The organism is Mesorhizobium sp. ISC15, from assembly GCF_037162615.1.
Taxonomy (GTDB): Bacteria; Pseudomonadota; Alphaproteobacteria; order Rhizobiales; family Rhizobiaceae; genus Mesorhizobium; species Mesorhizobium mediterraneum.
Map to the genome: position 1 here is coordinate 3055795 of NZ_JAVSPX010000001.1, position 19444 is coordinate 3075238.

A 19444-nucleotide genomic window follows, 5' to 3' on the forward strand; every position below is an offset into this window, starting at 1 on the left:
GATCACCGGTGAAGTTATCGGCTAAATCGTGCGGGCCCTAAATGCGCCCGAGAAGGACCAGGATAATCACGATCAACAGCACGAGACCGAGGCCGCCACCGCCGTAATAGCCGGTGCCATAGAACGGCCCGCCACCCAGACCGCTGAACCCGCCAAGCAAGACAAGGATCAAAATGATGATGAGTATGGTTCCGAGGCTCATGGTGGTTCTCCCATTCTTGCGCTGCCGCGCCATACAAGGGCACGTCCATGCGCCTGTTGATGACGGTATGAACTCCCAGAGGGGCTTCCTGTTCCACCGGAAGTAGCATCGTTGTGGCTCGTCTAGCGGGAAAAGCCGGTGGGCCCACGAGAAAGCCCGCCGGCCGGGAGCCAGCGGGCAACAGGCTTTTTCAGCCTCGGACCGCCTGGAGGGACGGGCGATCTAAAGCAAGAATGCATGACGTAGGTTGAAGTTGCGACGGTAAGCCAAAAAAGCCCACAGCCATTGCCGAGCCGGTGATATGTCCCGCATCTGGAATCTGAAGACCTGAGGGAACTCATATGGACGTAATCCGTTCACGAATAACTGTGCGCGGCGGACGTGACCGGGAGGACGGTATAGTGAGCGCGACAGGCCTCGACGTGTTCGACAAGACGCTTCAGACAACCAACGTCTGGCTCAATGACTTGATGGAAGAGCTCGGCCCAGACAGGCAGCTCTGCTGGAAGGTGTTGTCGACAGTCCTGCAGATGCTGCGTGACCGGCTGCCTTTGGGGCTAGCGGCGCATCTCGGCGCAGAACTGCCAGTTTTGGTGCGTGGCGCCTACTACGATCAGTTCGAGCCGGCAAGGCAGCCGAGCGATTGTGACTGGGACGAGTTCGTCATCGAAGTCACGGATCGCGTGTCCGATGCACGGCTCATGGATGCCAACGATGCGGTGCGTTCTGTCTTTGCCACGCTGTCGCGGCATGTCTCGCGTGGTCAGGTCGCCAAGGTCCAAGCCACTTTACCGGAAAAGCTGCGCACCATGTGGCGCTTGGCCGAAGAACGGATCGTCCCCCCGGACCAAAGTGCTGCCTAGACCACAGCGCCGTCAGGCGGTGCTCACAATCAGACGGTCTGTTCGCGCCCCGCATTTTCAGCAAAGAATGCGAGGCGCTACGCCCCAGGCTTCAGCGACCATTCACCTTCCTTCTCGTGCCGGTCGGGTGCTGCCGCCCTTCTTTTCGGGGTCATGAGTATGGTGGCTGTCGCGTTCGCCTCCGCCGCCTGAGATCTTGCTGCGGCTGCGCAGGTCGGAATCGGCTGGCGGCTTTTCTATCACCAGCGGCTCCTTCGCATTCTCGTGCGATGCGCCAGGACCGCCGTGGCGGATGCTGGCGCGGTTCTTCTTCGACGTGGACATGAAAATCACCTAACGGTCCTGCTGGTAGCCTTGGTGGGTCGTATTGACCCTCGTGTTGCCCTGCTGGCCCTGTTTGTCGGGATTTGGGGCGGAATGGCTGTGCTGCGTTTGGTCGACAGGAACCGACTTCTTATCGCCCGGACCCTTAGGGCTCTGGTTCTCTGCCGGAACGGGTGGTGGCTTTGTGCTCATGGCGGTCTCCTTTCACTAGCCAAAACAAGCAGGCCCCCGAGAAGGTTCCTGATACGAGCCGTGCGAGGGGTGAACTCCTCACATTGCCAATTCCCGGCCTTGTCGGCGCGTCGCAGCGCAATAATTTTTTGTTAGGGCGTGGGTGCACCTATCAAAAGGAGCCGACCATGAGACACCAAACACTCGACCAACTGCAGACAATTGCAAAAGTTGAGCCCTCGGCGACATACCCTGTCATGACTCGGACGCAGCGGATCGAGCGTTGGGCAGATCTTCTCGAACAAAATCCACGGCGCTGCCTCGGAGCGCTTTCAGGCACCGAATATCTCAGTCCTGAAGCCCGTGCTGTAGCGCGTGGCGCGGGATCGCCGATCACCGTTGCCTATGAGGATCCGGTGCTGCGCGCCATGGGTCTGAAAGATGACACCTACGGTGAGGCAAAGCGCTTCTTCGAGCTAAGTGACTGGCAGTTGCACAACATCGTCTGTCACTGCCACGTTGGTGCTACGATGCAAGCGCGATGGGCTGCCGCCAGAGTCCGCCGGACAATTGTCGGGAACAGACTTCTGGCTTGGCTGAGGGCGAAGTTTGTGCATTGAGGCCCGCGCAGGACGGTGACGAAAAGTCTTGCTCGTTCTCGTTAGCGACTGGCCGCCAACTGCCGGCGGCATCGCCGGCAACGCCATGGATGGTGGAGCCAACGCACTGCTTCAAAGCAGCCGGGTGAAGACCTCATGCTCGCCCGGGCGCGGTTCTTTTTTCGGCGAGCACATTGAGGAGCAATCGGGGCGCCAATTTCAAGTGAGCACGGCCCGCGCCGATACGATCCATAGCCGGTTGTGGTTGTTGGGGTCGTCTGATGGAGAGAAGGCCGCGACGGGCGCGCCCCAAAGCGTCTATTTCGACGAGTCTAGCCGAGCAAGGAGGAGAATGATGGCGTTCACTTTGACCAGTCCCGCCTTTCAGAACGGCCAGCCTATTCCAGATCGTCATGCCCGGCGCGGCGACAATCTCTCCCCGTTTCTGGAATGGAGCGATCCGCCGCCGGGCACTCGGAGCTACGTGCTCGTCATGGAAGATACGGATGCACCGTCACAGGCGTCCCGGCATTGGGTCGTCTACGACATCGGCGGCGACCGGCGTCATTTGGCCGAAGGGCGCAGTTCCAAAGCGCGAACCGAGGACCTGCCTCATGGCTTCAATGATTTCGGCAATCTTCACTATGATGGACCCGACCTGCATCCGGGTTATAAACCACACACCTACCGCTTCAGGCTCGCCGCCCTTGGCATTGCCAACCTTCCCATCGGCCCGGAACCCGATGCCCTGGTCGTGTGGCAGGCTGCCCGTGAAAACATGCTGGGTGAGGCGGAATTAATCGGCACTTACGGATGAATCAGCGCCAAGTCCTGCAGGCGGGCTGCCTGTCGGCCACGCACCGATCACCTCCCGAATGGCTTGCCAGCAGAACTGGTTCACTTTGAACTTGAGCATTCCGGGCTCAGGCGGCCACCTCAACCACGATCTTGCCGCGCGTATGTTCCCTCTCCAGCCGTTCCTCGGCCTTGGCGATCTCCTCCAAAGGATAAGTTGCCTGCACGAACGGAGTTACCTTGCCGGCGTCGATGAGGCGGCTGATCCTCGCAAGCTGCGCCGCGTTTGGCTCAGCCAGATAGGAAACGCCACGCGCCTGATGCAGGCGTGCCTGTTCGGCCGAGGGCTCAGAAACGGTGGAAACAAGTATCCCACCGGGCTTCAGCACGTTCCAGGAGCGATCCTGTGTGTCGCCCGCGACCAGATCGAAAACCATATCGATGTCCTCGACCTCGTCCTCGAAGCGCTGGTTCTTGTAGTCGACGGCCTGGTCGGCGCCAAGCTTGCGGACGAAATCGAAATCCTCGGCAGCAACGGTCGTCGCGACAAACGCGCCCGCAGCCTTGGCAAACTGGATCGCCAGATGGCCGACACCGCCGGCGCCGCCATGGATGAGAACCCGCTGCCCGGATTTGAGGTCGCCATGGTCGAAAAGGCCCTGCCACGCTGTAATGCCGGCAAGCGGCACGGCGGCGGCTTCCACGTGGCTTAACCGTTCCGGTTTTGCTGCCGCCTCCGTCGCCTTGACGACGACGTATTCGGCATTCCCGCCGCGGTTGGGGCCAAGCATGGCAAACATCGGATCGCCCTTCTTCAACGTATGAGCCCGCGTGCCGCACAGCTCCACCACGCCGGACACGTCGCGGCCGAGCGTAACGGGCAGATCCCCGCCCGCCGATCCTTCTCGGGTCTTGTAGTCAACAGGATTGACGCTTGCTGCGCAGACCTTGAGCGTGACCTCGTCGTCACGGGGCTGAGGCAAGGGAACCTCGTCCAGCGAAAGGACCTCTGGCCCGCCAAAAGTATGAATACGAACTGCTTTCATGGTCGCCATGGGTTTCCTCCTCGTTTCGGGGCCCAGCGCAGGTCCGGAAACAGTACGAGCATTGGGTGAATGGGAAACCTGCGATCCCGGCAGTCGAGCGCGGATTTTCACCAATCACTGAGGACATCACCTTCCACTCAATCCGCTTCAAATCCTTGCCCACCTAACCGGATTGCGGGCTGGAAGTTCCAATGAAGTTCCGAGGTCGGTCGTGGCATTCAAAGACCGTTCTCTCGAGTTCTACGAGAGAGCTTGCGCGGAGATCATCCTGCAACATCGCCGCAATCTCGTCTTGGAACTTTTCTGGAGGGACATGGTTGGAATGTGCGGCCGAAAGAATCCGGGCCTGTGCCAAGGAGATTCGCCATGAAGCTTCGCGAATTGATGGACCAAGTGAAGGATCTGCCACCGGATACCCTGGTCTGTACTGCCGAGATTGACGAGGCCTTTGCGGCCAACATTGCTGGCATAGAAACAGTAGAAAGCGCCCGGATCGAAAGCCGCAAGCCGGACGGCACCGAAGCTGTCGAACTCACCAATGGGAACGACAAGGTCGTCGTAATCCGCTGGTGAGCGGCTTGCGCCTGCTGGAGCGGCCATATGCTTGATCACTGAACGCTGAAGGAGTCTCAGACCATGTTTCCGGTGTTGAACAAAAGACTCTGCGCCGGCCTGATTGCCGCAATTCTGATATTCCCGGCCGGCGGCCTTGCTCCGCTCGCAGCTCAGGAAATCCCGAACGACTTCACGGCGAGAAAATTCCGGCCGTGGTCGCCATAACGACCAAACAGATTATCCAGGGCCAGACGACGCTGGACGATTTTTTAGTCCTTTCCGTAGTCCCGGCCTCGAGCCGGCGCAACCACAGGTGCGAGAGGCCCTTGGTTCCGGCTTTGTGATCAGTCCTGAGGGGTACATCGTCACGAACAACCATGTCGTTGCCGATGCAAACGAAATCCATGTCGTATTCTCCGACAAGCAGATTTCGCCTGCGCGGCTCGTCGGCCGGGATCCGGCGACCGACATCGCGGTGCTGAAGGTCGATCCGCGGCCCAATATGACAACGACCGCCTGGGGTGACTCCGATGCAGTACAGCCCGGCGCCTGGACGATCGCGATCGGCAGTCCGTTCGGGCTTGGTGGGACCGTTACCGTCGGCGTGCTTTCAGCCCGTTCGCGCGACATTCAGGCTGGACCCTATGACGACTTTCTCCAGACGGATGCCTCCGTCAATCAGGGCAATTCCGGCGGTCCCCTGTTCAACGCACGCGGCGAAGTGATCGGAGTCAATACAGCCATCGTCTCGCCTTCGGGCGGTAGCATAGGCATTGGTTTCGCCGTGCCATCCCGGACCGCGCAGAGGATCGTCGACCAGTTGATCCGCACTGGTCGGATCGAGCGCGGTTTCATCGGAGTGCGTCTCCAGGAGATCACGCCCTCGATTGCCGAGGCGCTTGGAATACCGGGCAGCAAGGGAGCGCTCGTCGCCTCGGTCGAGCCCGGCAGTCCGGCGGAGAAGGCAGGCATACAGGCGGGAGACGTGATAACGCGCTTTAACGGCAAGGACATCCAGAGCGTTCACGACCTGACGCTCGCGGCTGCGAGCCAAAAGCCGGGGACAAGGACGACGCTCACAAGAAACCGCGGGGGCAGCCAGCAGGAAATAGCTCTGACCATCGGTCAGCGTGACGATGAAGAGCAACAGACCGGCGCCATTCCCGGACCGGAAGCGGCGGACCAACGTCTCGGGCTGTCGCTCAGTCCCATCCCCGATGAGGCGCACCAGCAACTCGGACTCCCGCCGGGCACCACCGGGCTATTCGTGCAAGAAGTGGCGCCGAACAGCCTCGCCGACCAAAGCGGCCTCCGCGCGGGCGACGTGATCGTTTCGGCCAACAATCAGAACGTAAGCCAGCCGTCCGACATCGAAGCGGAGTGGACGAAATCCCGTCAACAGAACAAGCCCATCTTGTTCCGCATCAACAGGCAAGGGCAAACGCTTTTCGTTGCCGTGGCTATGGCCAAATCTTGACGGGCAAATCTTGATAGGAACGCATGGAGCGTAAGCTTGGCCGGACTGATCACACGCTTTTGCGGGCGAGGGTCTTTACGCTTGGCAAGGGGAACAACAGCCGACCAAGGTCGTTTCGTCCAATGAGTTGTTCGAACAGTTGGCAGAAAAAGGAGGCTTCGATGAGCGCCACCGGACTCGACGTATTCGACAAGACGCTGCAGACCACAAACATCTGGCTTGACGAGATCATGGCCGAGATCGGACCGGATCGGCAGATCGCATGGCACGTTCTTGGGGCGGTGCTCCACGCCCTGCGGGATCGCATGCAGCCGGATCTTGCTGCCCATCTCGGTTCGCAGCTGCCGATCCTCGTGCGCGGTGCCTATTATGACCAATATCAGCCCTCCAAGACGCCCGAGAAGTTGCGATCGCTCGATGAGTTTCTAGCCAAAATCAAGGCGGAGCTGGAGTTCACCCGACCGGTCGATTCCAAGGATGCATTCAAGGTCGTATCCAAGGTTCTCGCTCACCACGTGGGAGAGGGGCAGATGATCAAGGTTTGGGAATCCTTGCCAGCAGAAATCAGGCGCGTCGCGGAAGCGCAGCAAGCGGCGTGAGATGACTCGGGAATCTCGACGATCCCGGCCGTGACGCCGGGCCGTGTCAGTCGTCGCCTTTCCACAGCGCGGCCGGGGATAGCGGTTTTCGAGCCGGGCCGTGGATGACCGAACCGTCGGCAGCGAAGATCGAGCCATGGCAAGGACAGTCCCAGGTGTTGTCAGCGTTGTTCCAGGTCACGGTGCAGCCCTTGTGGGTGCATGCCGCGGAAACGGGATGGAGCACCCCTTCAGCGTCTCTCCACGCCGCGATCTTTTCGTCACTCCTGACGATCACACCGCCCATGCCCGGCGCTATGTCGTCGACGCTTGAGACAATGGATTGGCTGCGGCCATTCTTGTGAAAGTCCTCAGGATAAGACCGCGCCGGATCGTAGAGTTTTTGCCATGGGCTCGGCCGAGCGCAGATCAAATCCGCAATCATCGTGCCTGCGGCCGTTCCGTTGGTGATGCCCCAGGCGTTGAATCCCGTGGCGATATGAAAACCGGAGGCTTTGTCCGGATCGGGCTCGCCGGCATACGGAACTCTGTCGGCCGTGTCATAGTCCTCGTTGCACCAGCGCCACGCAATGTCTCCAACTGGAAGACTAATTCTTGCCCATTGCTCCAGCTCGACAAACCGTTTCGCGACGTCGCCGTCCTGGCCTGTATCGAACTTGGGGCCGAGCGTGACCAGCAGCGGGCCTTCGGCATCGCGGCCCGTGCGGATGGAGTGCGTCGGATCGTCGATGCCGATGAACATGCCGTCGACAGCAAGAGGGTCATCGACCCGAAACGCCATGGCAGTGTGGCAGCGCGGCTGGGTCCGGTTCGCCATGCCGATGGGGCTCTTCACTGTCATGTTGGTGGCGACGACCACATATTCGGCGTGAACGGTGCCGCCGTCGGTGACGACGCGCCAGCGGCTTGCCTCGCCAATCGAGATCGCGCGGCTGTTTTCGAAAATCCGTCCGCCACGGGCCGTCACCGCCTGAGCCAGGCCAACCAGATACGCCGCCGGATTGAACTGCGCCTGGTCGGAAAAACGCAAAGCGGCGGCCGTTTCGAAAGGCAGCGGCGCGCGCTCGAGAACATCGGCGTCCAGCCCAACCTGGCGCGCGGCCTCTGCCTCGGCTGCGATCTCCGCGCCCCGGCTTGTGTCGCAGGTGTAGGTATAGGCGTCCTTGGTCTCGAGATCGCAGGCGATGGCATAGTTGCGAACCCATTCCCGGATCTGAACGGCGCCGGCGGAATTCGCATCGGCATAGGCTTGCGCCATGTCCCGGCCGAATGTGTCGATGAGATGGCGATAGATCAGCGCGTGCTGCGTCGTGATCTTGGCCGTCGAGCGGCCGGTCACCTGGCCGCCTGTCCGCAAGCCTTCGACGACGATTACCGACCGACCGGCCTCGCAAAGGCGAAGCGCCGTCGTCAGCCCGACAATCCCAGCGCCCACGATAACCACCTCCGCATGGATCGAGCCATCGAGCGGGGGATAGTTTGTAGCGGTGGCGGCAGCCACCCAACAGCTTCCCGGTTTTCCCGAAAGAATGGCCATTTCACCTGCATCCTTTGCGTTTTCGATGCACTTGTCATCGACAACCCGCGCCGGCGCGAGAACGTTCCCGGGATTTACCGTCTTCAATCGGTCCTTGGCCGTCCGGAAGCTACAAACGCACCGGGAAGATGCGAGGTGCAAGCCATCACCCAGGTGATCGCCTCGCGATCGTATTCGTCGCCGGAGCGCCAGTTCTCGAAGAAAGCGTTCAGCCTCTCGACACGCTCCGGCCAGACGCCGGCGGCTTGAAGGCCCAGCGACACGCCGTAATTGGTGAAGGCGAACTTCGTATCGCGCAGCCACGGCGCGCGGCTGAAACAACCCGGCGGGTCGACCCACATCGTTTCCAACGTTGCCAGCGAACGTTTCGTCTGCGCCTCAGCCCATGGCTCGGTAGGAAAGAAGTGCGCGAGCCACAGCATCATGCCGAGGCCGAGATCCTGTTCGATGTCGAGGGTGCGCCAGTCGCGCTCCATCAGGTCACGCATCTGCGCGATCTCGGGCGCAAGTGCGTCTTCGTCGAGCATCCGGTAGGAGACGTAGCCATCATAGGCGTCCATGCTACCGAGGCCGTAGCCGGGATAAGGTCTGCTCAAATCCTCCTGCATCTTCCAGATAACGCCGCGGCCGGGGATCACGAAGGCCGGATGAATGTCCCGCGCCAGCGCGATGCCGCGCGTGCGGTATCGCGGCTTCAGATCACCGAGACGCGCCAAGGCAAACAGCCACATCGCCAGGTAATGGAAATACTGTCCGTCGCGATCTGCCGCTTCGCCGATCCTCACTCCGCGCAGACGACCGAGCACACGCTCGACCTCCGCCACCAGTCGCTCGGCCTCACCCAGCCAACGTTCCTCGCCGAGCTCCTTGTAAAGCGAGACATAGAGTACGACCCCGAAAGCATCGGTCCAAAGGTAGCGCAGACCGTTGGGCCAGATGCCTTCGGCGCGCATCCAGTCAAGCTTTCGCAAGACATAGTCAACGTCGCGCAGCATAGCGGCGATCTAAAGCTCTAACGGATAAGTACGGGTGCTCCGGTCTTGGCATGTTCCGGCCCGAGCGAAGTCCCGCCGGGTTATATGCGCGTCGACGCTGCGATTGCGAGCATGCGGCATGTCGAGCATGTTTGCCTCCGGTTAGTCTGCGTCAGATATCGCGAAACGAACTGGTCGGCGGCGGGTTCCTTGGCCGTCGCAATAAGAACAGAAGATGGGCGGCGTTTCGAGTTCGCTCCGCCCTTCTCAAGAAAGCCCGTTTCGCCGGACCGGCCGTCTGACTGCGGCCATTGTCGTTGCGCGCCGGCTGGCAAAGGGTTCGAGCTACCAGAACGTACCCGCATTCAGCATTCTGGCGATAAACCAATTCGCACCTTGTTCTTCCTCGTGAAATTCACGAAGGATGGATGGTCGACTGAGGGATCGATTCGGAGCTTGTCTATGCGCGGACTGCAAGCGGCCCTGGCTGCGGTGATCTTGAGCACTTCAGTCAGTTCTGGACGCGCCGATGACAGCTCTCCCTTTATCTATTTAGCGACCCAGGATCCTTTCACAGACGGTCTGCCGACGAAGAACGATGTTTATGTCTTTGGTGGCGTCTTTGCTCGCGGGTCCTTCGGGGATACGATCGACCTTTTTGATGCCAACTACACAGACAACTACATAATCGGGGCCGCATATGGTCGCGATCTCGTCGATATAGGCGCTGGTTTTGTTCTTGGTGGCGTCACCGGCGCGGCCATAAGATTTGGCGAGGACGATGATACGTCTGGCGAACTTTGGGCCGGAGCGCGACTTCGCCATCAGGGCCTTGTCATTGGTGATCTGGCGATCGCGCCCGCAGTGACGGCTGGATTTAGTGCCGTTACGGGCCCCACCGAGATCGAGCGCAATCGCGAAATCCGCGACGATGGCGATGCATCATTCCTCGGCTTCGTTGGTGCGGAGCTTTCTTTCAGAGTCAGGCAAGCACCCAATGTCGAACTCGTCTACCAACTCCACCATAGATCCGGCGCCGACGGTACATTCGGAAATATGAAAGAGGGTTCTAATGCGAACACTCTTGGAATCCGTTATCGCTTCTAGCGCCCGGTGCTGTAGACCTTTTTCAGGCGCCCACGTGCTCCCGTATTGGGAACGGCGACACTCTCGTGAACGCTTTGCACGGGAGATGGCGAGCGTGGCTCCAATGTAGGATCATTGTGGGCCGAAGCCGCCAGGAGAAAGGGGCGATGGCACTTCCGGAGAACAGATTCTGCGTCTTCTGCGGCAAGATGTGGTTGGGCAAGGGATCTCAATGCCGACCGGCACGATAATTTCAGAGCGGGCGGGGTCACCCTGTAGCGCCGTTCACACTCAGGCCATATCCTTGAGCGTGTCCAGCGGCCCTTTCAGCGCAGACCTGGGCTGGATCAACTCTGGCGTAATCAGGAATGTCTGCGGCGGCGTCGTTGGTTCATCGATAAGCTCGAACGCCTTCGTAATCATCGCCTCAACATTCTGCCGCACCATGATTACCGGGAAGGGCAGGAATGAGCCGAACGGATCATAGTCGTAGCAACCGACAACAAGCTCGCTAAACATCTCCGCCGGACGGCCTGCCATGAAACGCAGCAGACCTTCCATGTTGATCGACGAATTGACGAACAGCGCGCGCGGCAGCTTGCCATGGCGTTGGTAAAACGCCTCGAAGGCACGCAAAGTTATATCGGGCGAATACCCGGAGGACTGCACACCGTCGTCAGGGTCGGCGCCCAGCAGTGCCTTCTTGGTCGCATGGAATGCGGCGATGCGTTCGCGGCTGGCGTGGTCGTTGCGGCCGCCAAACAGAAACAGCTCGTCCGGCCGTAGGGGATCGTCATTGCCGAAGTGGCGGATGATTGCTTCCGTCAGCATCCGCGCGCCCTCATAATTGTCGCTGATCACCGAGTGCGCCTTCGCTCCCGGCAGGTCGATGTTGATATGCTTCAGCCCCGCCGGTTCGCAGACCTCATGCACGCCGTCCGGATCGGTGGCGCCGACGATGAAGAGTTGGTCGATTGAATAAGAGATCAGCGTCTCCGCGGTCCGCCGTTCCTCTTCCGGGTCGCGACTGGCGCTGACCACCACCGGGCATTGACCGCGGCTACGCACATGCCCCTCAAACGTCTGCGCCATGGAGGAGAAGTAGCGATTGTCGTGGACGGGCAGCATAAGGCCGACCAGGCCCGATCGCGAGCGTCGCAAACCCCGCGCCTGCAGATTGGTGGTGTACTGGTGGCGTTCGGCGAGGCCGAGAATTGTTTCCGCCGTACTTTCCTTGATACGGCGCTTGCGCCAAGTGCCGTTCAGCACGGCACTCACGGTCGACGGCGAACTACCCGATAGCACGGACAGATCATAGATCGTCGCCTTCTTCTTGACCCGCTGATCCATCTGGCGCCTCCGGCGCGTCTTTTTAGAGCAACATCCCGCTTGACGAGAGCTTCTCGATGCACAATAGTTTCTGCACCATCGATTGTGCAAGCGAAAACCGCTGCATGATCGATGGGGGAGTGTCCCGTCTTTTCGGGGAGGTTTCTAACGGCCGCCGTCGTTCGACGGCTCGAGTGTGTTTCCACTAGGAACGTTATGGGAGGAGTACAGATGAAAAAGCTCATGATCGCGGCGCTTGCCGCGACCCTTATGCTTGGCGGTTCATTCGCTGCGATGGCACAGCAGGCCGGCAAGGTCGGCGTCGTCGTCAAGATCGGCGGCATTCCGTGGTTCAACGCTATGGAGGCGGGAATCAAGGAGCGCGGCCAGAAGCTCGGGATCGACGCATTCATGGTCGGCCCGACCAGCGCTGATCCGGCACTGCAAGTTCGCGCAATCGAGGATCTGATCGCTCAGGGCGTCAAAGTCATCGGTGTCGTGCCGAATGATGCAAAAGTGCTCGAACCAGTGCTGCAGAAGGCGAAGGACGCCGGCATCATCGTCATCACGCATGAATCGCCTGGCCAGAAGGGCGCCGACTGGGACTTCGAACTCGCGTCCGCCACCGGCTTCGGCGAAGCTCATGCCAAGCTCCTGGCGGAGAAGATGGGCGGCAAGGGTGAGTATGCAGTGTTCGTCGGCTCGCTGACGGTGCCGCTACACAATGCCTGGGCCGATGCGGCAATCGAGTATCTGAAGAAGAACAATCCCGACATGAAACTTGTCGGCGAACGTTATGGCGTCGCCGAGGATGTGGACAAGAGCCGCAGCACTGCACTTGACTTGATCTCCGCCAATCCCGGCTTGAAGGGCTTTCTCGCCTTCGGCAGCCAAGGGCCAATCGGCGCTGGCCGCGCAATCGAAGAGCGCCGGAAGGTGGGCGAAATTTTCGTGCTCGGGCCATTCTCGCCAGGCCAGGGCCAGAAGCTCATCAAAAACGACGCGATCTCCGGCGGTTTCATGTGGAATCCGAAGCAGGCGGGCGAGGTTTTCGTCACGCTGGCCGACCATCTCATGAAGGGCAACGAGATCAAGGATGGTGATACGATCGAAGGACTAGGGACAGTTAAGCCCGACTTCGAAAACCGTAACATCATCGTCGATCAGCTGGTCCCAATCAACAAGGATACTGTCGACGATCTCGCGGCGATGGGCCTGTAAAGCCTCCCAAGGCTATGGCAGCCGGGCTGGCCTCGAGCCGCCCGGCTGCAGGATTGCAACCGATTGGATCCAGGGTTCAACTCGATGGCTGATCAGGCACTCGATGGCGCCGCATCACGGCCGTTGCTGTCGCTCCGCAACGTCAACATGACGTTCGGCGGCGTGAAGGCGCTGAAGAATGTCAGCTTTGAGGTGCTGCCGGGCGAGGTGCATTGCCTCGCCGGCGAGAACGGCTCCGGCAAGAGCACGCTGATCAAGGTCATCACAGGCGTGTACAAGCCCGAGGCGGGCGCCGTGATCGACTATGACGGCCAGAGCTACTCCCATATGTCGCCGGTAACCGCGCAAGCCGGCGGGATTCAGGTCATCTGGCAGGACCTCGCCCTGTTTCCCGAGATGACTGTCGCCGAGAATATCGCGTTCCAGACTGTCATCGGCCGTTGGCCGCGGCTGGTGAACTATGCCGAAATGCGCCGTGTCGCGACCAACGCCTTGCAACGTCTTGGTGTTTACCTCGATGTCGATCTCGCACTACACCATTTTCCCATCGCACAGCGGCAGATCGTAGCAATCGCGCGCGCCCTCGTCGGCCAGGCGAAGCTCGTCTTCATGGACGAGCCGACGGCGTCGCTCACTCAATCCGAAACCGACTATCTGCTCGATATCGTGCGCAATCTGTCGGCGTCGGGCGTCGCCGTTGTGTTCGTCAGCCATCGCCTGGCGGAGGTTCTTGAAATCTCCAGCCGCGTGACCGTGCTGCGCGACGGCGCGCTCGTTGGCGTCTATCCAACCAAAGGCCTGACCCAATCGCGCATCACCGAACTGATGACGGGCAAGACCTTCGGCTATTCCGTCCTGCACCGGGATTTAGGCACGAGCCCGGTCATGCTTGAGGTCAAGGGGCTGTCGCGGCCCGGCGAATTCCAGGATGTGTCCTTGACGGTCCGGCGCGGCGAGACGCTCGGCATCACCGGGCTTCTCGGGGCAGGGCGCACCGAGCTCGCGCTGACGTTGTTTGGCATGCGCAAGCCGAAGTCGGGCTCTGTCGTCCTGGAGGGCAACCCCGTTCGCTTCGGTTCCAACCGTGACGCGATCGCCGCCGGCGTCGCCTATCTTTCGGAAGACCGGCTGTCGCTCGGTCTCATTCAGCCCCAGGCAATCGCCGATAACATGGTGATCGCGTCGCTAGACAAGATCCTTTCGCGCGGTTTGATTTCGAGCGATCGCAAGCGATCTCTGGTCAATCGCTGGATAAGGGATCTCGGCGTCAAGATCGGAAACCAGAACGACGCGATCTCGACGCTGTCAGGGGGAAATCAGCAACGTGTCGCCATTGCAAAATGGCTGGCGACCGATCCAAAGCTGCTTATCCTCGACGCACCGACAGTCGGCGTCGATGTCGGCGCGCGCGCCGGCATTTTCGACATCGTTTCCAAACTGGCGGACAGCGGCCTGGCTATTATCCTGATCTCGGATGAGGTCCCTGAAGTCTATTTCAATGCGGACCGTGTGCTGCACATGGCTCAGGGGCGCATTGTCGGCGAATATGCACCGGGCGCTACGACCCTCCAGGCGATCGAGGAGGCGGTCTATGCGTAGGTTTGTCCGCTCCCACGCAACGGAACTGGCTTTGCTCGCCGTGATCGCAGTCATCTGCGTCTTCCTCTCGTTTGCGACAGACCGGTTCTTCACCCTCGGCAACGCGTTTGACCTTCTCAACACCAGCTCGGTTAACATCATCTTCGCTGTCGGCCTGCTCGTTGTGCTGATTGCCGGCGGCATTGACATCTCCTTCGCGGTTGCTGCCTCCGTTGTGCAATATCTGACGGCGACTGTCCTCGGTTGGGTCGGCGGCGGGAATTGGATTGTCGGCCTCATCATCGCTGGCGCTTTGGGCGTCGCGTTGGGCTGCATCAATGCCTTCTTGATCCACGGGTTCAGGATCATCTCGATCGTCGCCACGATTTCGACCTTCAACATTTTCTTCGGCTTGCTGATGTTCTTCACAGGTGGCGTGTCGATCTACAATCTGCCGGACTGGCTCACCACCCGCGTCGTGCTGTTCGAGCGAGAGATGGCTGACGGGACCTGGGCGGAGATCACCCTACCTGTGCTCATTATGGCCATATGCGTGTTCGCTACCTGGGCGTTGATCACGCGCACCACCACTGGTCGCCAGCTCTACGCATTTGGCGACAATCCGGAGGGCGCGCGCCGCTTCGGCATCAATATCGGTGCCATGCAATTTATCGCCTTCGGCTGGCTTGGCATGATGGCGGGCATCGCCGGTCTCGTCCAAGCGCATTACGCGCAGGAAGTCGTGCCGAACGCCCTTTATGGGCGCGAACTCGACGTCCTGGCAGCGGCAGTCCTTGGCGGTGCGCGGCTCGGCGGCGGCAAAGGCAGCGTGCTTGGCTGCATTCTGGGCGTTCTGTTGGTCTCGATCACCCAGAACGGACTCAATTTGATGGGTGTGTCGCCTTTCGCGTTCAAGATGATCGTCGGCGCCATCATTCTTGCCGCCATCACCCTGTCGAACACCAGCATCGAACGCCTGCTGCCGTTCCTGAAAAGCCGACGGGTGCCTTCATGACGGTTTTGATTGACCGCGCCCGCAATGCGCTTGGCCCCGAACTGGCAGGTCCGCTTGCCGCGTTCGCGGTGGTCATGGTCGTGTTCGGCATTGCCGCGCCGAACTTCCTTTCCCGCGCCACCTTTGGATCCGTCGCCTTCCAGCTGCCGGAGCTCGGCCTCCTCACACTCGCTATGCTGCTGCCGATCCTGACCGGCGGCCTGAATCTGGCCATCACCTTCACGGCCAACATGGCCGGCCTGACGCTGGCTTGGGTACTGCAAAGCCAGGGAGGCGTCGACGCGGGCATCGGCGCCTTTGTCCTTGGCTCGGTCCTTGGCGTCGCGGTCGGAGCACTGAGTGGGCTGATCATGGGGCTCGTCATCGCCTACACCAAGGCTCACCCGATCCTGGTCTCGCTGTCGATGATGATCTTCCTGCGCGGTCTCGGCGAATTCCTGACGCGGGGCGGCGACGTGTCCGGCATTCCCGGGTTCCTAGCGCGGATCGGCTATAGTTCGATTTTTGGCATTCCGGTGCCGTTGCTCATCTTCATCGCTAGCGTGCTGATCTGGCACATCCTGCTGACACGCATGAAGCTAGGCTTCAACACTTACATGATCGGCTCCAACATCGAAGCCACGCGCTATTCCGGTATCAATACGCGCAAGGTACAGGTCCTCGTCTACACACTGTCCGGCGCGATGTGCGCGGTCGCCGGTATCATCATGCTGGCGCGCTTCAATTCGGTGCGTGTCGGCCACGGCGAGTCTTACTTGCTGATCACCGTGCTTGCCTGCTTTCTTGGCGGGGTCAATCCGTTCGGCGGCTTCGGTCGGGTGATCCCGGTCTTCGTTGCGCTGGTCGTGCTCCAGCTTCTGTCCTCAGGGCTCAATCTGATGGGCGCAAACCAGCATCTTGCGACGGCAGTCTGGGGCATTTTGATGATCACGGTGATGATCCTGCGCTGGCTTGCCGGGCGCCTCAAATTCCTAAACACAAACAGAGGGTGAGTTGAGATGCATGGTTTTGGGGTCCACACCTCGATGTGGACGATGAACTGGGATCGGGCCGGCGCTGAGAAGGCGATTGCGGCTTCGGTCAAATACGGGATGGACTTTATCGAGATCGCGCTTCTGAACGCGCCGGCGGTCGATGCCGCGCATACGCGCGCCTTGCTCGAACAGCACAATCTTCCTGCCGTTTGCTCGCTTGGCCTGCCGGAGCGCGCCTGGGCCTCGGTGCGGCCGGATGCTGCCATCGAACATCTCGAAGTGGCGATCGACAAGACCGCCGAGATGGGCGCGCTGGCGCTTTCCGGCGTGATTTTCGGCGGTATCGGCGAACGCACCGGCCTGCCACCGACCGAGAAGGAATACGACAATATTGCGCATGTGCTGACCGTCGCCGCCAAGCACGCCAAAAAGCGCGGCATAGAGCTCGGAATCGAGGCGGTGAACCGCTACGAGAACCATTTGATCAATACCGGCGCGCAGGCCGTCTGGATGGTCGAGAAGGTCGGGGCCGACAACATCTTTGTTCATCTCGACACCTACCACATGAACATCGAGGAGAAGGGGGCCGCCAATGGCATTCTGGCCGCACGCGACTATCTGAAGTACATCCACTTGTCTGAGAGCGATCGCGGCACACCAGGCACCGGCAACTGCCCCTGGGACGAGATCTACGCGACGCTGGCGGCGATCGGCTTCAAGGGCGGACTTGCCATGGAAAGCTTCATCAACATGCCGCCGGACGTCTCCTACGGTCTCTCAGTCTGGCGGCCAGTCGCGAAGGACGAGGCCGAAGTGATGGGCAATGGCTTGCCGTTCCTGCGCAACAAGGCTCGCCAATACGGTCTGATCTGAAACGATGGGTGACGCGCAGAAGGTGGACGGCGCAAGGATCGCCGTCCTCGATGTCGGCAAGACCAATATAAAGCTCTCCGCGATGACATTCGACGGCATGCTCGCGGAGAGCCTCTGCGTCCGCAACGAAGTGCGGCCCGGTCCACCTTGGCGGCACCACGATCTCAATGGCATTAGCGACTGGCTGTTCGGCTCGCTCGCCAGTTTGTGCCGTCGTCATCCGTTGGAAAAAATGGTCGGCACCGGACATGGCTCCGCGGGGGTTCTGGTGAACGCAGATCCCGACGACACTTCCGCCCTGCCGATGATTGACTACGAGCAGGACCTGCCGCCTGCAATTCGCGATGGCTACGCGCCGCTTTCGGGCGATTTCTTCGATCGCGGCAGCTCGATGATGCTGAAGGCCGCCCACCAGGCGCGCCAGCTGTATTGGATGCAGCAGGTTGATCCGGAGCGCGTCGCTCAAGCTCGTTGGTATCTGGGCTTGCCCCAATATTGGGCCTGGCGGCTGTCAGGCGTGCCATCGGCCGAAACGACGGTTCTTTCGGCGCAATCACATCTATGGAACAACGTGCGCAAGGAGTGGTCGCCCATTGTGGCGGGGCAGGGCTGGAAGCGCCTCATGCCACCATTCCATCCGGCATGGGAGACGTTGGGGCCAATCCGGCAGGATCTAGCGCGCCGGCACGGCATATCGGAAAAGCTGTCTGTTCTGACCGGCGGCCACGACAGCAGCCTGAACCTCTACCGCTATCAGGCGGCAGGCATGCGCGATGCCTGCGTGATCTCCACCGGAACTTGGATTGTCGGAATGTGCGCCGCGACACCTCTCGACCAACTCGATGAAAATCGCGGAATGGTGCTGAACAGCGACGTGACAGGACGCGCGGTTGGCGGTATTTTGACCATGGGCGGACGAGAGTTCAGTCATGTGGCAGGGCAGGGGCAAGAAGGAAATGCGGCCGACGCCGCGCTGGTCAGTTCGTTGATTGGGCGAGGCACCTTCGCATTGCCGTCGTTCGGCGACGATGACGGACTGTTTCCCGGCAGCGCTGGGCGCGGCCGGTTTGAAGGGCCGCCTGCAGAAACCCCTGAGGAGCGCAAGGCGCTCGCGGTGCTCTATGCCGCGCTGCTGACAGCGGAATGTATCGATGCGCTGAAGGAAAACGGGTTGGTTGCATTGGATGGCACCTTCCTGCGGGACCCGCTCTACGCCATGCTGGTTGCCGCGCTGCGGCCAAACGCCGAAACGGTTTACAACCTCGACTCCTACGGCACCGCTTCGGGTGCGGCATTACTTGGCGAACATGAAGCTCGTGACACGCCGGCTCCGATCGCGCTCAGCCTGCCGGCCGCCTTTGCCGGCGATCGTGCGGCGCTCGCGGCCTATGCGCAGCGGTGGCGCGAACTGGCAAACAGACACATTCTTCCGAGACAAGACAGAAGGAACGACCGATGACTGATGACAGCGCTCTGCGCCGCGAGATGGTGGATGTTTGCCGCCGGATGAACTCCAGCGGTATCAACCAGGGCAATGCCGGCAACCTGTCGGTGCGCTCCAGCGACGGTTTCCTGATCACGCCCTCATCGCTACCCTACGAAACGATGACGCCCGAAGACATCGTCGAGATGGGCTTTGATGGCACCTATGTCGGCCGACGACCCTCCTCGGAGTGGCGCTTCCACCGTGACATCTTGAGGGAGCGGCAGGAGATCAACGTCGTGCTGCATTGCCACTCGCTCTATGCTACGACGCTGGCCTGCCATCATAAGACGATCCCGAGCTTCCACTATATGACAGGAGTGGCGGGCGGTACGACCATTCGCTGCGCGGGCTACGCAACCTTTGGCACGCAGGCCTTGTCCGACAATGCCTTGGTTGCACTCAAGGATCGCCGCGCCTGCCTGCTCGGCCAGCACGGTCAGATTTCGCTCGGCAAGACCATGGAAGCTGCGTTGTGGCTGGCGAACGAGGTCGAAACCCTGTCGCGCATGTATGTCCAGGCGCTTACCCTTGGCGAGCCGCCTGTCCTTTCCGACGAGGAGATGGCGCGGGTGATCGAGCAGATGAAGAAGATGAGCTATGGCCAAGCGCCGGATCCGGAGGGAACGAACGATCTGGCGCGGCCGCGCGGTGCTGCGGCCTAGCACGGCTTTGGCAGATTTTTAGTGGAGAGATGCCTGAGGCCGCGTGGGCAGCGGACTGGCGGCGGCTGTGCGAGGCTG

Annotated in this window: 21 protein-coding genes; 14 read left to right on the top strand and 7 right to left on the bottom strand. The window is 60.6% G+C overall.

Going from position 1 to position 19444, the window contains the following annotated elements; all coding sequences use genetic code 11:
- Nucleotides 1-37: 37 nt before the first annotated feature.
- Nucleotides 38-202, bottom strand: coding sequence for a DUF3309 family protein (locus RPG13_RS14605; protein ID WP_126103072.1), 165 nt, complete (start codon nucleotides 200-202; stop codon nucleotides 38-40).
- Nucleotides 203-603: 401 nt separating this feature from the next.
- Here RPG13_RS14605 and RPG13_RS14610 point away from each other — a divergent pair, with 401 nt between their 5' ends.
- Nucleotides 604-1065: a DUF2267 domain-containing protein gene (locus RPG13_RS14610; RefSeq protein WP_126103071.1), complete on the top strand. Its 462-nt coding sequence runs from the start codon at nucleotides 604-606 to the stop codon at nucleotides 1063-1065.
- 102 nt (nucleotides 1066-1167) lie between these two features.
- Here the strand turns inward: RPG13_RS14610 and RPG13_RS14615 are convergent, their stop codons facing one another.
- Together RPG13_RS14615 and RPG13_RS14620 are read right to left on the bottom strand one after the other, a co-directional pair.
- On the bottom strand, nucleotides 1168-1389 hold the full coding sequence (locus RPG13_RS14615; RefSeq protein ID WP_126103070.1) for a hypothetical protein: 222 nt from the start codon (nucleotides 1387-1389) through the stop codon (nucleotides 1168-1170).
- A 9-nt stretch (nucleotides 1390-1398) separates the two neighbouring features.
- Nucleotides 1399-1581: a hypothetical protein gene (locus RPG13_RS14620; protein ID WP_095486348.1), complete on the bottom strand. Its 183-nt coding sequence runs from the start codon at nucleotides 1579-1581 to the stop codon at nucleotides 1399-1401.
- A gap of 167 nt (nucleotides 1582-1748) precedes the next feature.
- On the opposite strand from RPG13_RS14620, the gene RPG13_RS14625 reads away from it, so the two are divergent.
- Nucleotides 1749-2180, top strand: a complete 432-nt coding sequence (locus RPG13_RS14625) for a hypothetical protein (RefSeq protein WP_126103069.1) — start codon at nucleotides 1749-1751, stop codon at nucleotides 2178-2180.
- Nucleotides 2181-2208: 28 nt separating this feature from the next.
- Nucleotides 2209-2976: a YbhB/YbcL family Raf kinase inhibitor-like protein gene (locus tag RPG13_RS14630; RefSeq protein ID WP_245465496.1), complete on the top strand. Its 768-nt coding sequence runs from the start codon at nucleotides 2209-2211 to the stop codon at nucleotides 2974-2976.
- Nucleotides 2977-3082: 106 nt separating this feature from the next.
- On the opposite strand, the gene RPG13_RS14635 is transcribed toward RPG13_RS14630, so the two are convergent.
- Entirely contained in the window at nucleotides 3083-4009 is a 927-nt protein-coding gene (locus RPG13_RS14635) for an NADP-dependent oxidoreductase (RefSeq protein ID WP_245465497.1), read from the bottom strand.
- Between the two features lie 357 nt (nucleotides 4010-4366).
- On the opposite strand from RPG13_RS14635, the gene RPG13_RS14640 reads away from it, so the two are divergent.
- The 3 genes from RPG13_RS14640 to RPG13_RS14650 all read left to right on the top strand — a co-directional run bounded on the left by RPG13_RS14640 (nucleotide 4367) and on the right by RPG13_RS14650 (nucleotide 6631).
- Nucleotides 4367-4573: a sugar phosphorylase gene (locus RPG13_RS14640; protein WP_095486351.1), complete on the top strand. Its 207-nt coding sequence runs from the start codon at nucleotides 4367-4369 to the stop codon at nucleotides 4571-4573.
- A 136-nt stretch (nucleotides 4574-4709) separates the two neighbouring features.
- Entirely contained in the window at nucleotides 4710-6032 is a 1323-nt protein-coding gene (locus RPG13_RS14645) for a Do family serine endopeptidase (RefSeq protein ID WP_337125379.1), read from the top strand.
- A 161-nt stretch (nucleotides 6033-6193) separates the two neighbouring features.
- Nucleotides 6194-6631, top strand: coding sequence for a DUF2267 domain-containing protein (locus RPG13_RS14650; RefSeq protein ID WP_095486353.1), 438 nt, complete (start codon nucleotides 6194-6196; stop codon nucleotides 6629-6631).
- Nucleotides 6632-6677: 46 nt separating this feature from the next.
- Here the strand turns inward: RPG13_RS14650 and RPG13_RS14655 are convergent, their stop codons facing one another.
- Both RPG13_RS14655 and RPG13_RS14660 read right to left on the bottom strand, forming a co-directional pair.
- Complete coding sequence (locus tag RPG13_RS14655; protein WP_126103067.1) at nucleotides 6678-8168, bottom strand: FAD-dependent oxidoreductase; 1491 nt, start codon at nucleotides 8166-8168, stop codon at nucleotides 6678-6680.
- An 83-nt stretch (nucleotides 8169-8251) separates the two neighbouring features.
- Complete coding sequence (locus tag RPG13_RS14660) at nucleotides 8252-9163, bottom strand: hypothetical protein (protein ID WP_095486354.1); 912 nt, start codon at nucleotides 9161-9163, stop codon at nucleotides 8252-8254.
- 441 nt (nucleotides 9164-9604) lie between these two features.
- On the opposite strand from RPG13_RS14660, the gene RPG13_RS14665 reads away from it, so the two are divergent.
- Entirely contained in the window at nucleotides 9605-10249 is a 645-nt protein-coding gene (locus RPG13_RS14665; protein WP_126103065.1) for a hypothetical protein, read from the top strand.
- 270 nt (nucleotides 10250-10519) lie between these two features.
- Here the strand turns inward: RPG13_RS14665 and RPG13_RS14670 are convergent, their stop codons facing one another.
- Nucleotides 10520-11578 (bottom strand): LacI family DNA-binding transcriptional regulator, encoded by a 1059-nt coding sequence (locus tag RPG13_RS14670; RefSeq protein WP_126103064.1) that lies wholly within the window; start codon nucleotides 11576-11578, stop codon nucleotides 10520-10522.
- A 210-nt stretch (nucleotides 11579-11788) separates the two neighbouring features.
- Between RPG13_RS14670 and RPG13_RS14675 the strand changes: the two genes are divergently transcribed.
- The 7 genes from RPG13_RS14675 (at nucleotide 11789) to RPG13_RS14705 (ending at nucleotide 19366) form a co-directional block, all read left to right on the top strand.
- The gene (locus RPG13_RS14675; RefSeq protein WP_126103063.1) at nucleotides 11789-12778 is read left to right on the top strand and encodes an autoinducer 2 ABC transporter substrate-binding protein; all 990 of its coding nucleotides are present in this window, start codon (nucleotides 11789-11791) and stop codon (nucleotides 12776-12778) included.
- Between the two features lie 84 nt (nucleotides 12779-12862).
- Nucleotides 12863-14377, top strand: coding sequence for a sugar ABC transporter ATP-binding protein (locus tag RPG13_RS14680; protein WP_337125380.1), 1515 nt, complete (start codon nucleotides 12863-12865; stop codon nucleotides 14375-14377).
- The gene (locus tag RPG13_RS14685; RefSeq protein ID WP_127204000.1) at nucleotides 14370-15371 is read left to right on the top strand and encodes an ABC transporter permease; all 1002 of its coding nucleotides are present in this window, start codon (nucleotides 14370-14372) and stop codon (nucleotides 15369-15371) included. Before RPG13_RS14680 ends, RPG13_RS14685 begins: the two co-directional genes overlap by 8 nt.
- The gene (locus RPG13_RS14690) at nucleotides 15368-16363 is read left to right on the top strand and encodes an ABC transporter permease (RefSeq protein ID WP_337125381.1); all 996 of its coding nucleotides are present in this window, start codon (nucleotides 15368-15370) and stop codon (nucleotides 16361-16363) included. Before RPG13_RS14685 ends, RPG13_RS14690 begins: the two co-directional genes overlap by 4 nt.
- Nucleotides 16364-16369: 6 nt before the next feature.
- Nucleotides 16370-17218 carry a sugar phosphate isomerase/epimerase family protein gene (locus RPG13_RS14695; protein ID WP_337125382.1) on the top strand — a complete coding sequence of 283 codons (849 nt, stop codon included), beginning with the start codon at nucleotides 16370-16372 and terminating at the stop codon, nucleotides 17216-17218.
- A 4-nt stretch (nucleotides 17219-17222) separates the two neighbouring features.
- Nucleotides 17223-18677 carry an FGGY family carbohydrate kinase gene (locus RPG13_RS14700; protein WP_337125383.1) on the top strand — a complete coding sequence of 485 codons (1455 nt, stop codon included), beginning with the start codon at nucleotides 17223-17225 and terminating at the stop codon, nucleotides 18675-18677.
- A complete protein-coding gene (locus tag RPG13_RS14705) occupies nucleotides 18674-19366 on the top strand; it encodes a class II aldolase/adducin family protein (protein ID WP_127288901.1) in 693 nt (230 codons plus the stop codon). The genes RPG13_RS14700 and RPG13_RS14705 overlap by 4 nt, the downstream gene beginning before the upstream one ends.
- Nucleotides 19367-19444: the final 78 nt, after the last annotated feature.

Excerpts from the sequence above, each read along its gene's own strand:
- RPG13_RS14655 (WP_126103067.1), bottom strand. The coding sequence starts at position 8,168 with ATGGCCATTCTTTCGGGAAAACCGGGAAGCTGTTGGGTGGCTGCCGCC.
- RPG13_RS14625 (WP_126103069.1), top strand. The coding sequence starts at position 1,749 with ATGAGACACCAAACACTCGACCAACTGCAGACAATTGCAAAAGTTGAG.
- RPG13_RS14605 (WP_126103072.1), bottom strand. The coding sequence starts at position 202 with ATGAGCCTCGGAACCATACTCATCATCATTTTGATCCTTGTCTTGCTT.
- RPG13_RS14700 (WP_337125383.1), top strand. The coding sequence starts at position 17,223 with ATGGGTGACGCGCAGAAGGTGGACGGCGCAAGGATCGCCGTCCTCGAT.
- RPG13_RS14620 (WP_095486348.1), bottom strand. The coding sequence starts at position 1,581 with ATGAGCACAAAGCCACCACCCGTTCCGGCAGAGAACCAGAGCCCTAAG.
- RPG13_RS14635 (WP_245465497.1), bottom strand. The coding sequence starts at position 4,009 with ATGGCGACCATGAAAGCAGTTCGTATTCATACTTTTGGCGGGCCAGAG.
- RPG13_RS14675 (WP_126103063.1), top strand. The coding sequence starts at position 11,789 with ATGAAAAAGCTCATGATCGCGGCGCTTGCCGCGACCCTTATGCTTGGC.
- RPG13_RS14690 (WP_337125381.1), top strand. The coding sequence starts at position 15,368 with ATGACGGTTTTGATTGACCGCGCCCGCAATGCGCTTGGCCCCGAACTG.
- RPG13_RS14650 (WP_095486353.1), top strand. The coding sequence starts at position 6,194 with ATGAGCGCCACCGGACTCGACGTATTCGACAAGACGCTGCAGACCACA.
- RPG13_RS14615 (WP_126103070.1), bottom strand. The coding sequence starts at position 1,389 with ATGTCCACGTCGAAGAAGAACCGCGCCAGCATCCGCCACGGCGGTCCT.
- RPG13_RS14640 (WP_095486351.1), top strand. The coding sequence starts at position 4,367 with ATGAAGCTTCGCGAATTGATGGACCAAGTGAAGGATCTGCCACCGGAT.
- RPG13_RS14695 (WP_337125382.1), top strand. The coding sequence starts at position 16,370 with ATGCATGGTTTTGGGGTCCACACCTCGATGTGGACGATGAACTGGGAT.
- RPG13_RS14680 (WP_337125380.1), top strand. The coding sequence starts at position 12,863 with ATGGCTGATCAGGCACTCGATGGCGCCGCATCACGGCCGTTGCTGTCG.
- RPG13_RS14685 (WP_127204000.1), top strand. The coding sequence starts at position 14,370 with ATGCGTAGGTTTGTCCGCTCCCACGCAACGGAACTGGCTTTGCTCGCC.
- RPG13_RS14665 (WP_126103065.1), top strand. The coding sequence starts at position 9,605 with ATGCGCGGACTGCAAGCGGCCCTGGCTGCGGTGATCTTGAGCACTTCA.
- RPG13_RS14705 (WP_127288901.1), top strand. The coding sequence starts at position 18,674 with ATGACTGATGACAGCGCTCTGCGCCGCGAGATGGTGGATGTTTGCCGC.
- RPG13_RS14660 (WP_095486354.1), bottom strand. The coding sequence starts at position 9,163 with ATGCTGCGCGACGTTGACTATGTCTTGCGAAAGCTTGACTGGATGCGC.
- RPG13_RS14670 (WP_126103064.1), bottom strand. The coding sequence starts at position 11,578 with ATGGATCAGCGGGTCAAGAAGAAGGCGACGATCTATGATCTGTCCGTG.